Here is a 13,995-nt window from a genome sequence, read left to right on the forward strand (position 1 = left end):
CGCCGCAAAACTGACATGTTCTATTACGCTCGCAGGATGGCGTCGCCAGCCGGGTCACGCTATCCTAATCACCGGATTTCTTAAAGCAGCAAGCCAATGAATAAAATCGTTTTTGTAGAAGATGATGTAGAAGTCGGCAACCTGATCGCCGCCTATCTGGGTAAACACGATATCGATGTTCTGGTTGAGCCGCGTGGCGATACAGCGCAGGCGCGCATTGAGAAAGAAAAACCCGATCTTGTACTGCTGGACATCATGCTTCCCGGCAAAGACGGCATGACGTTGTGCCGCGATTTGCGGCCGATATTTCCGGGGCCCATCGTATTGCTGACCTCGCTCGACAGCGACATGAACCACATCTTATCGCTGGAAATGGGCGCTAACGATTACATCCTGAAAACGACGCCACCGGCAGTGCTTCTGGCGCGTTTGCGCCTGCATTTACGCCAGAGTCCGGCGCAGAGCATTCAGAGCGAGCAGCCGGTTCAGACCCTGAAAAGCGGCAATGCCCTGCACTTTGGCCAGTTATGTATCGATCCGGTGAACCGCGAAGTCACGCTGGTGGATGAAACTATAGTGCTTTCCACTTCCGACTTTGATTTGCTGTGGGAACTGGCGACCCACGCAGGCCGCATTATGGATCGCGAAGCTTTGCTGAAAAATCTGCGTGGCGTCAGCTATGACGGGCTGGATCGCAGTATCGATGTGGCGATTTCCCGCCTGCGTCGCAAGTTATATGACAACACCCTTGAGCCCTTCCGCATTAAAACCGTGCGTAACAAAGGCTATCTGTTTGCCCCTAACGCCTGGGAGTCGCTGCAGGAATGAAAAAGCTTTTCATCCAGTTCTTTTTGTTACTGCTGGTCTGCTTTATGGTCATGGCGATGCTGGTCGGGCTGGTCTATAAAGTGACCGCGGAGAAAACCGGCCGGCAGTCCATGAACGACCTGATGAAAAGTTCGCTCTATTTAATGCGCAGTGAGCTGAGGGAAATCCCGATCAAAGACTGGAATAAGACCATCAATACGCTGGATCTGAATCTGTCTTTCAAACTGCACATTGAACCTCTTGGCAAACGCAAACTCAGCCCGCTGCTCGATCAGCGCCTGAAAGACGGCGAAATTGTCGCGCTCGATGATGAATATACGTTTATCCAGCGGGTGCCGCGCAGCCATTACGTGCTGGTAGTCGGTCCGATCCCGTATCTGTTTTACATGCACGAAATGCGCGTGCTTGATCTCGTTCTGCTGATGTTCATCGGCCTGTCGCTCGCTTTACCCGTTTTCCTGTGGATGCGTCCGCACTGGCAGGATTTGCTGCGTCTGGAGAACTCGGCGCTGCGCCTGGGTAACGGGCATCTTGACGAGCGCATTGATTTTGATTCGACCTCCAGCCTGAACCGTCTGGGTGTGGCATTTAATCAGATGGCGGACAATATCAGCACGCTGGTGGCCAGTAAAAAACTGCTGATCGACGGCATTGCGCATGAGCTTCGTACACCGCTGGTGCGCCTGCGTTACCGGCTGGCGATCAGCGAAAATTTACCCGAGGCGGAGCAAAACGCCATCAACCGGGATATCGGGCAGCTTGAAGCGCTGATCGATGAACTGCTCACGTATGCGCGCCTTGACCGGCCGCAGGTGACGCTGAATCTTGAAAAAGTGAATCTGGCAGAATGGCTGGAAGACAAAGTCGATGATTTCCGCATGATCACCGAGCGCACGATCCTGTATGACGCGCCGCAAAACAGCGATTTCGGCGGCGTGGATTTACGCCTGATGGAGCGCGTGCTGGATAATCTGGTCAATAACGGGCTGCGTTATTCACAGGAAACCCTGCGCGTCAGCCTGTGGCTGGACGGTGAACTGGCCAGCCTGCAAGTCGAAGACGACGGGCCGGGCATTCCGCAGGAAGAACGTCAGCGGATCTTCGAACCTTTCGTGCGTCTGGACCCAAGCCGCGATCGCGCTACCGGCGGCTGCGGGCTGGGGCTGGCTATCGTACATTCCATCGCCGTGGCCTATCAGGGACGCATCGCCGTTGACAGCAGCCCGCTGGGCGGTGCCAGTCTGCGTTTCAGCTGGCCGGTAAAACCGACATTTAATCTGGCTGTTGAACAGCCTAATAATGAAAATCAGGAAGGGAGCCACAATGACCATCGCTTATAAAAAACTACACGACACCTTCGCCCGCCTCTCCCGCTTTGGCCACTTATCGGCAATTGCAGGCTGGGACGCCGCCGCCATGATGCCACCGGAAGGCGGACAAGCCCGTTCGGAAGCACTGGCCGAACTGAGCGTGCTGACGCATCAGATCCTCACCGCGAAACAGGTTGGTGAATGGCTGGAGCAGGCGGGCGGCGAACAGCTCAACGACGTGGAGCAGGCAAACCTGCGTGAGATGCGTCGTCATTACCAGCAGGCCGCCCTGCTGCCGGAAAGCCTGGTGCAGGCAAAATCACTGGCAGGCGCGCGTTGTGAGCAGGCATGGCGCATTCAGCGCAAAAGCAATGACTGGGAAGGTTTCGCTGATAACCTGAAAGAAGTGGTGAAACTGAGCCGTCAGGAAGCGCAGCTGCGTTCAGAAGCCGCGGGCATCAGCCGCTACGATGCCCTGCTCGATTTGTACGAACCGGGTATGACCTCGCAGAAACTCGACGTGCTGTTTGGCGATTTGAAAACCTGGTTGCCGGATTTGTTGCAGACCGTGGTCGAAAAGCAAAAATCTGAAACCCGCATCGCGCCGCAGGGTCCGTTCGACATCGAAAAACAACGCCAGCTCGGGCTGAAAGTGATGGAACGTCTGGGCTTTAACTTTGGCGCCGGTCGTCTGGATGTCAGCGCGCACCCGTTCTGTGGCGGCGTGCCGCAGGATGTGCGTATCACCACGCGCTATAACGAAGATGAATTCCTCAGCGCCATGATGGGTGTGATCCATGAAACGGGTCATGCGCGTTATGAGCAGAATCTGCCGAAAGAATGGCTCGGTCAGCCGGTTTCAAACGCACGCTCAATGGGCGTGCATGAATCTCAAAGCCTGCTGTTTGAGATGCAATTAGGTTGCAGCGAGCCGTTCCTGAAGTCAGTTTACCCGCTGGTAATCGAGCAATTCGGCCATCGCGAAGGGCTGGATGAAAGCAACTTTATGAAACTGAACCAGCGCGTTCAGCCTGGTTTCATCCGTGTTGACGCCGATGAACTGAGCTATCCGGCTCACGTGATTTTGCGTTATGAAATCGAAAAAGCACTGATGGAAGGTGACGTTGAAGTTGACGATATTCCGGCCTTGTGGAACAGCAAGATGAAGGAATATCTGGGCATCAATACCGTCGGGAACTACCGCGACGGTTGTATGCAGGATATTCACTGGACCGACGGCGGATTTGGTTATTTCCCGACGTATACGCTGGGTGCCATGTATGCCGCACAGCTGTTCCAGACGGCCAACAAAGCGATCCCTACGTTGCAGGACGATATCGTACGCGGCGACCTGACGGCGTTGTTCCAGTGGTTGCAGCAAAATATCTGGCAACACGGCAGCCGTTTCTCAACCGATCAGCTGATCAAAAATGCCACGGGCGAAACGCTGAATCCTGCGTTCTTCCGCGCGCATCTCGAAAATCGCTATTTGTAATTCATCTGTAATTCAGCTGTAAAAAACACCTCCTTTTCGCAAAGGAGGTGTTCTTCAACTACCTGCTACCTGACCCCTTTATCCCGCGACGTGATATTTCAGCCGGTATTCGCCAGAGCCAACCTCTGCGGTAAACCCTTCTGCATTAAGGATAAATTTCACACCATCGGCTTCCAGCACAGTTTCAGCGCCCGTCAGCACCAGAGTGGCTGAGGTATTTGCCGGAACATTCACGCAAAGACTCACGTCCTGACCATTGACTTCCCAGCGCACACCTATTGCGCCGTAAACCGACTGATAGCGGGTTTCCAGCCAGTTCAGGCCACCGCCGGTCAGCGGTTTGATGACGAAATGCTTGAATCCGGGCTGTTCCTCGTCCGCTTCAATCCCCGCCGCCACACGGTAAAGCCATTCGCCCACTGCGCCGTAAGCATAGTGATTGAAGGAATTCATGTCGGCACTCCACATACTGCCGTCCGGTTTAATGCCATCCCAGTGTTCCCAGATGGTGGTAGCACCGGCCTTCACCTGATACAACCATGACGGGAAATCGTCTTTCAGCAGCAAATTCCACGCTTCTTTGACGCGGCCATTCTGGCTGAGTGCATGGCAGAAATACGGCGTACCGACAAAACCGGTGACCAGATGGCCGTCGTGTTCTTCGAGCAGTTCAACCAGCGTATCAGTCGTTTTCTGGCGAAACGCCTCGGGTACCAGATTGAAATACAGCGCCAGAATGTGAGCGGTTTGCGTTCTGGCCGTCAGCCCCCCGGACGGTGTGAAGAACTCCTCCTGAAAACGCCCGACAATCGCCTGATGCAGGGCATTGTAATGTTCATAGTCTGCGTCGCGTTTCAGCACTTTGGCGGTTTTAGCGAACAATTGCGTGGAGTAAGCGTAATACGCCGTACAGGTCAGGTCGTTTGGCGTAGCACCGAAGTAACTGCCCTCTTTTGCATCCAGCGCCACCCAGTCGCCGAACTGCAATTTGTAGCGCCAGATATGGTTTTCGGCATGGTCAGTCATGAAATCAATCCAGCCTTTCATGCTGGCGTACTGGTTTTCCAGCACGTTGGTATCGCCATACATCAGGTACATCGTCCACGGATTGATCACCGCAGCATCCGCCCACGCCGACGCGGAATGGGTTCCGCCTTCCGACAGCAAACGGTCTTTGCCACAATAGCCGGTAAGGATATCCGGGATAACGTGCGGCACGCCGCCTTCCGGTGTCTGGTCATAACGAAGATCGGTCAGCCATTTGGCGAAGAAATTGCGGGTTTGCATCAGATAGCTCGCCGTGCGGCAAAAAATCTGTGCATCGCCCGTCCAGCCCAGCCTTTCGTCACGCTGCGGGCAGTCCGTCGGCACATCAACAAAGTTACCTTTCAGGCCCCACAAAATGTTGTGATGCAACTGATTCAATTCAGGATTTGAGCAGGCGAAATAGCCGGTCTGTTCCATTGCGGAATGCAAAACAATCGCAGTGAAATTATTCAGATCCAGCGGTGCCGGATACTCCTCTACTTTCACAAAACGGAATCCCTGCCAGGTGAAATGCGGATGCCAGGTTTCTTCGCCCTCACCTTTGAGAACATACTCAGTGCGCTGCGTGGCTGAACGCAGGTTATCAAGATACACATTGCCCTGCGCATCCAGCACTTCAAAGTGGCGGAGCACCACTTTATCGCCCGCGTTGCCCCGGACAGTAAACTCTACCCAGCCGCTGAGATTCTGACCAAAATCCATGACGGTATCGCCCTGCGGCGTGGTGATTAACCGAACCGGTTTGAGTTCTTCCATTTTTCTGACCGTGTTACTTCCCTGTGCGACCAGCGTGGATTTTTCATGCGTCACACGACTGACCGGGCGCCAGGCATTGTCAGAGAAACCTTTCGCGCACCAGCCGGGTATTTCCCGGCGCGCATCATAAATTTCGCCGTCATAAATTTCTGAAAAAAGAATGGCGGAGTCGTGGCATTTCCAGCTTTCATCACTGACCACAACCTCCTGAGAACCGTCTTTGTAATTGATGACCAGTTGCGAAATAAACGCAGTTTGCTCGCCGTAATAGTTACGATGACGGCTGAACCCCATATCGCCTTTGTACCAGCCTGCACCTGCAATGGCGCCAATGACGTTTTCACCCTTTTCCAGATGGCTGGTCAGATTATAGGTCTGATAAAGTAAGTGATTGTGATAACTCGTCCAGCCCGGCGTCAGGGCATCTTCTCCGACTTTCTGGCCATTAAGATGTAATTCATAAAGCCCCAGCGCGCTGACATGAATAAAGGCTGACTGAATATCTTCAGTACAGTTGAGGACAAACGATTTTCTCAGTAATGTGCCCGCGGACTGATCTTTATCAGCCGGTGTTTCAGCAGAAATAAAATCAGCCTGCCATTCGTGTGTATAAAGTACCCCGGATATCATCTCTGCGGGAGAACTCCAGTTACTGGTCTCGCCATAATTATCACGCACCTGCACACGAATAAAATAATGCTGGGACGAGGTAAGCATTAATTCCATTAACGGAACATTATTTGAACAATCGCTTTCCTGCCATTCGCCGCGAAGCAGAATATTATCAAAATTCTGTTGATGGCTAATCTGGATCCGATACGCCGTTTGCCGGACGTTTCTGTTGTGGCTTTCAATCTCCCAACCCAATACAGGAAGTTCCTGCACGCCTGATAATGCGGATTCCTGATTCAGTGTAAGTCTGGTTACTGCGAGCATAATTCGTGACTCCTTTCGTAATTTCGGTGAAGATAGATAACTAAATTTGTTTAACAGCGGATGCCGGATATTCAGGCGCTGTTTCTTTTATGAGCACTCCGGCCTCACTGTTGAATTCGTTTCGTTGTTTTCCGTGGAAACAGATCCAGCCGATCAATAATCCGGAAGCCACTGTCGCGGATAACAGGGTATAAAGCACCTGCGGTCCGGCTTCCAGTAACAGCGGCGTAATAAAGGCCAGTACACCGCATAACAACCGGGAGATAGCGACGATAATACCCTGCGCCGTAGATCTCAGCATGGTTGGGAACGATTCCTGTGACCAGACTTTCATGATCCCTTCGAAAGCCAGTCCGCTGCCTATAGCAGTAAAGAATAGACAACAGAACCAGGAGGCAGGTGAGAAATTAAATAATACCGGCAGGAAGAATCCGCCCGCGAAACAAATAGCCCCCAGAATAAATGCGGGAATACGTTTCGGCGTATCAACAAAGCGCATAAACATGATCCCGGCGAACACTCCGACCGGCATGGTCAGCAGATTCCACAGCGAATTTTGTTCAACAGAAATACCCACCACGTTTACCGCGATATAGGTGCCAAACTGACCACCGGTATTCGCGGCAAGATTGGTGAAAGCGTAAAACAGACACAGCGCAATAAACGGCCACAAGTATTTCCCGTGGATGAGATCTTTAAATGAGGCTTTCTGAGCCCGCACCGTCACAATGCCTGCACGCCTTTCGTTTCTGGCGATCAGCCATAATGGGGATTCCGGGATGGTACAGCGCAACGCCAGCAAAACGACGGCCACGGCGCAGACATGCAGATACATAATCTGCGCACCGGGCCGCCCCCACCCGCCTACGACGGCAGAAATTGCCATCGTGCTGCCAATCCCTAAGAACCACAGTAGATTCGACAAGCCGATAATCTTGCCGCGGTTTTTGTCTGTTGCCGCTTCGGCAATTGTCGCCAGAGAAACGGGTAAATCTGCACCAGTGGCCAGCCCGACCAGCAATGTTCCCGCCAGCAGCAGCGCAAAAGTGTCGCCGAATGCCAGAAACAACGTGCCGATAATGATCATTATCATGGTGGCAATAAAGACTTTGCGTCTGCCGTAACAATCGCCCAGCCTTCCGCCCGTCAGTGCCCCCAGCGCAATGCTCAGCGTGAGTATTCCTGAAAGTATTCCTATCTGAACTACCGTGGTGCCGATCGTTTTCTGATAAATAACCAGAGCCGTTCCGTTTGAAACAATAGCAGCAGAATCAATATATGACGCCATGCCGGAAACCACCCCGACGTACCAGGGATTAGGTTGTTTAGTGGTTGACATAATAATGTCCTTCAGAGGTGTACGTGAATTAAATGATCCTTGAGAGGTCCTTTCTGTTTACTGTTATTATGGTTTGATATTATTACTTTGAACTATTTCTTTAAATTAACAGAACAGGTTATTAACGCGTGGTTGAAATAACACTGTTACTGACTCTCATCCTTTCCTGAGAGGGTGTTCTTTGAAACTGTTTTTTGTACGCTTCCGTCAGGCGTGATGTGGTGGAAAATCCACACAGCGTGGCTATTTTCCCTATGCTTAAATCCGAGGTTCGCAATAACTCCTGCGTTTTTAATAAACGATAGCGCTGCTGGAATCTTTCCGGTGTAAAGCCGGTGATCTCCTTTATAAACCTGAACATGGTTCTTTTAGCGACACCGCTTTCTTCGCATAAATAATCCCAGTTAATCGTGCAGGTATAATTTTCGCGCAGATGATTCAGCAGATGGCGCTTCCCTGATTCTGTCTCACTGGCACGACATTCTTTACGCATGGCACACTGGTAAAGCATCACTATCATCGATAATAAATAAGACTCTGCGGTCGCAAAGTAGGCGTTATCATATCGGGCATCACATTGCCGGGTGATTTTATCCGTCAGTTCAATCACTCTGGCCAATTCTTCATCCGTTAATCCTGTACGACGTCTCTTCATCGACCCGGTATATTCTTTGATCCCTGCCGTCAGTTCAGCGATGTTATTGATAAAATGAAAAGGTCGTTCTTTATGTAGCAGAATATTGATTATTGACAACTTATTAGTAGATTCATAACAGTGAACATCGTGCGCGCTGACGATAAAAAAGTCGCCTTTATGAATAAACTCCACCTGATCGTTGATGATATGAAAGCCGCTGCCATTGCGGACAATAACCAGTTCATCAAATTCATGCACGTGTACATCTTCCATCGACTGTCGGTTCATATCGAATAAACTGAAAGCATGATGTTCTGAAAGAAAGAAATCACTGACCTTGAGTATTTTCATGCATTCACCGAGTTAATGATTAATATAATTCACTGTAACTTTGCCGGGTCATTTAAATATTTCGTGTCGATAAAAAGATTAGACCGTAATAATTATGACAAGTCTATACGATGCACTGGCACTGTGGCGTAAGCGCCCGTGACATTTGTTTCATTTTTGTATCAGAAATCTCATTTCAGGATCAGCACGCATAAAAAAGCGCAGAAATATCTGCGCTGGATAAACGTGGTGCAACGGTTCTCTGTCTGTTATGTCTGATGCAACCGGTGCTTATGCCCTTTCATCAGGCTCAGCGACGCAGAAAAAGCGGCACCTTCATCCCCGGCCATAATGGCTTCGTAAATCCTCTTATGTTCATTCAGACACATGCCCCCTTCTTTTGAGGAATATTCAAAAAACCATTTGAATATAGTGGTCAGCACGTTGCCAAACGGCACATAAAAACAGTTACCGGAGGCAATAAAGATCATCCGGTGAAATTTGGTATCGATATCCACCCACTGCTCAGCATCAAAATTTTCAGCGACATGACACATCTGTCGGTAGATCCGCGAAAGTTCGATGCGCTGTTCTTTGCTGGCATTCACGGCGGCCAGCGCGGTAGCGTGCGGTTCAATGGCTTTGCGAAATTCCAGAAACTGGTGATAGATTTCTTCTGTCGCTTCCATGCCCTGCATCCATTCCAGCAACTGCGGATCCAGCATGTTCCACTGCGCGCGTTCTTTGACGCGGGTGCCGATTTTAGGCCGCGACTCCAGCAGCCCTTTGGAGGTCAGCAGTTTCAACGCCTCGCGCAGTGCGGTACGGCTGACGCCAAACTGTTCGCCCAGCTCGATTTCACTTGGCAAAATGGCTCCCGACGCCAGTTCGCCCGACAGGATTTTACGTGCAATATCACGTGCGATATGGGTATTCAGGCCACGGGTCATGCCTGCGGCGGTTTCAAACTGCAACGTCATGCTCTTCCCTTTTTACTGTGCAGATTGCCGACATCATAGTTCAGGCGACGGCACGCTGCATGCGGCCGTCGCACTGAGACACCCAAACTGTGCGCTACGGCGCCATCTGACCGCCATTAATGTCTAATATCTGGCCGGTGATGTAACCGCTACAGGCGTGCGAGGCGAAAAACAGGTAAGACGGTGCCAGTTCTTCCGACGTACCGAAACGTCCCATCGCAATAGAGCCGGCGATTTTCTCACGCACTTCTGCACTTTTATCCGCGTGGAACACGGTGTCGATAGTGCCCGGCGCGATAACATTGAAACGGATATTGTCTTTAGTGAATTCCTTCACCCAGTTACGGTGAACGTTGTGCAGCCAGGCTTTTGAGGCCGCGTACAGACTCGCTCCCGGCCCGCCGCCTTCACGTCCTGCAATGGAACCGGTGCTGATCACCGACGTAGTTTTGCCGCTTTGTTTCGCCGCATGACGTAAATGCGGAATGGCGAATTTTGTGACCATCAGCGCCGAACGGGCATTCAAATCCATCACATGGTCATAAAAATCGTCGTCGATGTTTTCCAGCCCCTGACGCCCGCCAAGACCGCCGGCGTTATTAATCAGTACATCTATTCCGCCAAAACGTTCGACAAAGTTCGCCACCAGCGCTTCGCATTCGGCAGATTTCGTGACATCCGCGCCAAAGTACGCCACTTCGCCGCCATTTTTAGCGATGTCAGCCGCCAGTTCATCGAGGCTGGCATCATGACGATGGCCGTTAATCCCAACCTTTGCGCCCGCCGCCGCAAATGCCTGCGCCGCCGCCAGACCGATGCCTTTAGTTGAACCGGTAATCAAAACACGCTGACCTTTCAAATCGTTAAACATAATGACTCCTTTATGATTCAGGGATGTTCAGAGGTGAGACGGATTGCCACGCCACGCTGAACGCGTCTTCCGCTGCCGGTGCGGCACGGTTACTGATGCAAACGTTCAATGTGCGATTATTGGCAAAGAAAATATTCAGTTCGGTTTGCTCATCGTCATGGCTCACCACCATGATGCGTTCGGCCTTACCGCGCGCATCAACAGACGTTTCGGTGGCTTCGTCGAAAAAACCGTGGGTTTCAAATACGCTGGCAAAAATGGCATTCGTGCCGTGAGTACGCAGCAGTAATGCCGGTTCGCAGCGCAGGTTGAAATGTGGGTCGTTCGCACCGGTACGGGCGACAATCAGTTCGCCGCCTTCAGGGAAAGCGCTGACCAGCGTGCGGTAACTGTCACCGTCAAGCCAGCTGAACAGTGCCGAATCCCCCGCGGCGATTTCAGCGCGCCCGCCATCCCATAAGTGCTGATAACCGTGATCTTTGCCCAGGGGTTTCAGCTCGCCGGGCACCTCCAGGGCGGCGTCTGTGCGGACAAACTGACCGAGATGATGCAGCGAATAATCGTAACGATGTGGCTGTGCGCTGGTCAGGCGAAATACGTCCACCATCAGCGGTGATGCAAGTTCCGGCAGGCTGAGCATCAGCACCGTCCGTTGCTGGTCGACGCCCGGCGTGTAGTTTTTCAGCCGGGCGCTCATACCCTGTTGTTCCGGATTATCCGTCACGAAGAAATGCAGTTCGCCCCAGCGTTTTTCAGCCTCAAGGCTGTCTCCATGATTCTGGCTTTGCCCGTCCACCACCACGGTATTGTGCGCGACGGTTTGTTTGCAGTAGCTGTTGTTTTCAGGGATGTATCGTCCGCCGAATTTCGGCTCGACGTTTACCCAGCGGCCAAAACCGTAATCACGCAGGAACTCACGTCCGCGGCTGAACAGGCTAAGATGCAGGCCGTCAAAGTGTCCGTGATTGAGTGCCGAATGCAGGCGCGGAATACTGCCGTGCTGGCCGTACCACATCAGCGCCATATCCTGATTTTCTGTGTTGCTCCGCAAAATACCGATGCCGCCCTGCGTCCCCTCGGGGCCATCACGTAGCTGGACGCTGCCCCACGTCACAGGCCGCGCGGGCGATTGCTGCAACGCGGCGGATAATTCCAGCGCGGCGGCGCTGACCCAAACGGTGTGCTGTTGTTGGGCGACGGCAATCCACTGCAGATTGTGGCCGTAACGGGAATAACAGACACTGGCGGCGATCACCGCGCCATCATCACGGATATTGATGGTTTTCGAGGAATCATTCAGCGCAGGCCAGGTTCCGTCGGGGAAAGCGGTCTGCATCAGGGCTTCACAAGTTTTCCTGATGATCTGCTCGCGGAACGTATAAATCTCCAGTTCCGGCTGGCGACGTTCGATGGTCTCACTCAGCAACAGCAGCGGGCGCAGCGCAAAACGGTGATAATACGGGCCTTCGATGTAATATCCGTCCGGCGAGAAAAGCTGGTTCAGCTGGGCAAAAAAACCGCCACTTTCACTGTCGCCTTGCAGTCCGTATAACGCCTTTTCCACCAGCGCTGAATCGCCAAGCACGTAACCGCTGATTGCCGCTGCCGCCACCGACCAGATGCCGTGGTTATGCACGATATCGAAATCTTTGGTATGCCGGTTCAGCGCATCATCCGCCATCACCTGAAACAAGTTTGTTTCAATATTTTCCCGCTGAACCTCGCTGAGCGCCGGGATCAGGCAGTGATAGCCTTCAACGGCGTACAGCCAGAACATGTTTTCATTCAGCGTCTGATGGAATAAACGGCCTGGTGAATTACTGTCTTTGCTGATGGCACTGCCCAGCGACGGATAAATCGCGCCATAACCGTTCAGCAGCGCCAGCGCATAATCCAGGTAACGCGGCTCACCGGTGATCAGGAATAAACGCCCGGCCAGATTGATCGCCTGGTAGTTTTGTTTGTGCTGCGTATGCTCCGGCCCGCCCGCTTCGCCATGACCGGGAATAATCATCGGTTGCGCGAGCATTTGTTCCAGCGTGTCGATTTGCGCACGCAACGCCGCGCCCAAACGGGAATCCGCGTTAATCTGTTCACGCAGTTTCTCCGCTTCACTGACGCTTATCAGCAACGGCTGCCAGTCATTCATTTTTTATCCTCCGGCGCCTGTGGCGCGACGTACCCCGGCGCAAAGGAAGGCAGTGAAAGCAGCCAGGTTTCTCTTTCAGCTTCAATGACTGCGCCGCGGGTAACGTCTTCGTGATAGCCGCCGGAAGCCGGTTTCACCGCTCGCGGCAGAGTGAATGTTGCGCTGCGAATTTGCTGCTCGTAGCGTTTTTCACCGGTGGCATTATCCGCCCAGGAAAGTAACGGCACCGGACGCACGCGGATCTGATCAAGTGATTTGTACGGCCAAGGCAGCGCCGGATCGGTAAAGCGCGCCATGAAATCCAGCGATTTGAGCACACTGCCCCCCTGCGACGTGCGGTAATGCCACAGGTCGATACCATTTTTCTGCGCCAGCACCGCCATCATGCTGATCGCCTGCAAATTGAAATAGCTGTAATGAAACGATCGCGTCCGCGCCAGTTCAGCGGGCTGCGTGCCATCGGGTTTCAGCTGCACATCCAGCTTACTTTTCATCAGCTTCGCCATCTCGCCAATCACCGCTTTATCGCCCAGATACCACGCAATACCGGAAACCTGCGTCACATACCAGTTGCCGTGATTGTTCTCCGTGCGTCCTTCCTTTTTAGCGATTTTGCTGCCCTGCAACCACGTCAGATAATCCTGCATCCACGCGCGCATTTGCTGTTCGTCGTTGTCGGTCCACGCCGGATTACCCCGTAACAGAACCAGAGAATCCACAATCCGGGTGGAGAAATAGCGGCCATCCAGCACTCCGGCGTTGCGCCCGGGCGAGATACCCGGCACGCCCTGCGCGTAATTCAGATTCGGGTTCATTCGCGTTTGTGGGGTGATAAACCAGGTGCGCAGCAGGCTGGCGGCTTTATCCGCGTATTTCTGTTCGCCGGAAAAATACCAGGCCAGCGTCAGGTTCTGCACCCGGGCGGTAAAATCAGCCAGCCGCACGCCATCACTCTGATCATTTTTGCTGGCGGGATTCACATGACCGTCTTTACGGATCCACGGCAGGCCATCGGGTTTGCTGTCATCCGGCCACCAGTACGCGCTCAGGCTGAGATAATCATGTTTCGAACCGCCCGGCGGCGTCATACCTTTGTCGGTCACGCTCAGTTCAGGCTTTTTCAGCGCGGAATCCGCCGCCGCCAGCAGATGCTGATACGCGTCGGTGGTTTGTGGCGCGGCATTGTGGTCACGCAGTTGCTGGCGGACAACGGCCATCTGTGCCGGATTCAGAAACGCCGGTTCAGCGGCCAGTACGCCCGCAGAACCCGTCATCAGCCCCAGCAGCAGCGTTGCGCCGGTCGTGATTCTGTTCACG

At 52.8% G+C, this 13,995-nt stretch carries 10 protein-coding genes; 3 read left to right on the forward strand and 7 right to left on the reverse strand.

Annotated elements, in window-relative coordinates:
- Positions 1-96 precede the first annotated feature (96 nt).
- The 3 genes from rstA to ACJY2G_RS16190 are packed head-to-tail and all read left to right on the forward strand — an operon-like array spanning position 97 to position 3,633.
- Positions 97-828, forward strand: a complete 732-nt coding sequence (rstA, locus tag ACJY2G_RS16180) for a two-component system response regulator RstA (RefSeq protein ID WP_439291928.1) — start codon at positions 97-99, stop codon at positions 826-828.
- Positions 825-2,168: a two-component system sensor histidine kinase RstB gene (gene rstB / locus ACJY2G_RS16185; RefSeq protein WP_430320546.1), complete on the forward strand. Its 1,344-nt coding sequence runs from the start codon at positions 825-827 to the stop codon at positions 2,166-2,168. The genes rstA and rstB overlap by 4 nt, the downstream gene beginning before the upstream one ends.
- Entirely contained in the window at positions 2,152-3,633 is a 1,482-nt protein-coding gene (locus ACJY2G_RS16190; RefSeq protein ID WP_112290129.1) for a carboxypeptidase M32, read from the forward strand. Before rstB ends, ACJY2G_RS16190 begins: the two co-directional genes overlap by 17 nt.
- A gap of 78 nt (positions 3,634-3,711) precedes the next feature.
- On the opposite strand, the gene ACJY2G_RS16195 is transcribed toward ACJY2G_RS16190, so the two are convergent.
- From ACJY2G_RS16195 to ACJY2G_RS16225, 7 genes are all read right to left on the reverse strand, one after another.
- Positions 3,712-6,372: a family 78 glycoside hydrolase catalytic domain gene (locus ACJY2G_RS16195; RefSeq protein WP_439291929.1), complete on the reverse strand. Its 2,661-nt coding sequence runs from the start codon at positions 6,370-6,372 to the stop codon at positions 3,712-3,714.
- A gap of 40 nt (positions 6,373-6,412) precedes the next feature.
- The gene (locus tag ACJY2G_RS16200; protein WP_439291930.1) at positions 6,413-7,711 is read right to left on the reverse strand and encodes an MFS transporter; all 1,299 of its coding nucleotides are present in this window, start codon (positions 7,709-7,711) and stop codon (positions 6,413-6,415) included.
- 121 nt (positions 7,712-7,832) lie between these two features.
- Positions 7,833-8,699, reverse strand: a complete 867-nt coding sequence (locus tag ACJY2G_RS16205) for a helix-turn-helix domain-containing protein (RefSeq protein ID WP_159282490.1) — start codon at positions 8,697-8,699, stop codon at positions 7,833-7,835.
- A 248-nt stretch (positions 8,700-8,947) separates the two neighbouring features.
- Complete coding sequence (locus ACJY2G_RS16210) at positions 8,948-9,658, reverse strand: FadR/GntR family transcriptional regulator (RefSeq protein ID WP_120162875.1); 711 nt, start codon at positions 9,656-9,658, stop codon at positions 8,948-8,950.
- Positions 9,659-9,752: 94 nt separating this feature from the next.
- On the reverse strand, positions 9,753-10,529 hold the full coding sequence (locus tag ACJY2G_RS16215; RefSeq protein WP_439291931.1) for an SDR family NAD(P)-dependent oxidoreductase: 777 nt from the start codon (positions 10,527-10,529) through the stop codon (positions 9,753-9,755).
- A 10-nt stretch (positions 10,530-10,539) separates the two neighbouring features.
- Complete coding sequence (locus ACJY2G_RS16220) at positions 10,540-12,678, reverse strand: heparinase II/III domain-containing protein (RefSeq protein ID WP_439291932.1); 2,139 nt, start codon at positions 12,676-12,678, stop codon at positions 10,540-10,542.
- Positions 12,675-13,952 carry an alginate lyase family protein gene (locus ACJY2G_RS16225; RefSeq protein ID WP_439291939.1) on the reverse strand — a complete coding sequence of 426 codons (1,278 nt, stop codon included), beginning with the start codon at positions 13,950-13,952 and terminating at the stop codon, positions 12,675-12,677. Before ACJY2G_RS16225 ends, ACJY2G_RS16220 begins: the two co-directional genes overlap by 4 nt.
- Positions 13,953-13,995: the final 43 nt, after the last annotated feature.

The sequence above is a fragment of the Rahnella sp. ATs2 genome (assembly GCF_051851855.1).
GTDB classification, from domain to species: Bacteria; Pseudomonadota; Gammaproteobacteria; order Enterobacterales; family Enterobacteriaceae; genus Rahnella; species Rahnella variigena.

Coding starts and splice junctions, on each gene's coding strand:
- ACJY2G_RS16200 (WP_439291930.1), bottom strand. CDS start 7,711: ATGTCAACCACTAAACAACCTAATCCCTGGTACGTCGGGGTGGTTTCC.
- ACJY2G_RS16205 (WP_159282490.1), bottom strand. CDS start 8,699: ATGAAAATACTCAAGGTCAGTGATTTCTTTCTTTCAGAACATCATGCT.
- ACJY2G_RS16215 (WP_439291931.1), bottom strand. CDS start 10,529: ATGTTTAACGATTTGAAAGGTCAGCGTGTTTTGATTACCGGTTCAACT.
- ACJY2G_RS16220 (WP_439291932.1), bottom strand. CDS start 12,678: ATGAATGACTGGCAGCCGTTGCTGATAAGCGTCAGTGAAGCGGAGAAA.
- rstA (WP_439291928.1), top strand. CDS start 97: ATGAATAAAATCGTTTTTGTAGAAGATGATGTAGAAGTCGGCAACCTG.
- ACJY2G_RS16195 (WP_439291929.1), bottom strand. CDS start 6,372: ATGCTCGCAGTAACCAGACTTACACTGAATCAGGAATCCGCATTATCA.
- ACJY2G_RS16210 (WP_120162875.1), bottom strand. CDS start 9,658: ATGACGTTGCAGTTTGAAACCGCCGCAGGCATGACCCGTGGCCTGAAT.
- ACJY2G_RS16190 (WP_112290129.1), top strand. CDS start 2,152: ATGACCATCGCTTATAAAAAACTACACGACACCTTCGCCCGCCTCTCC.
- rstB (WP_430320546.1), top strand. CDS start 825: ATGAAAAAGCTTTTCATCCAGTTCTTTTTGTTACTGCTGGTCTGCTTT.
- ACJY2G_RS16225 (WP_439291939.1), bottom strand. CDS start 13,952: ATGACGGGTTCTGCGGGCGTACTGGCCGCTGAACCGGCGTTTCTGAAT.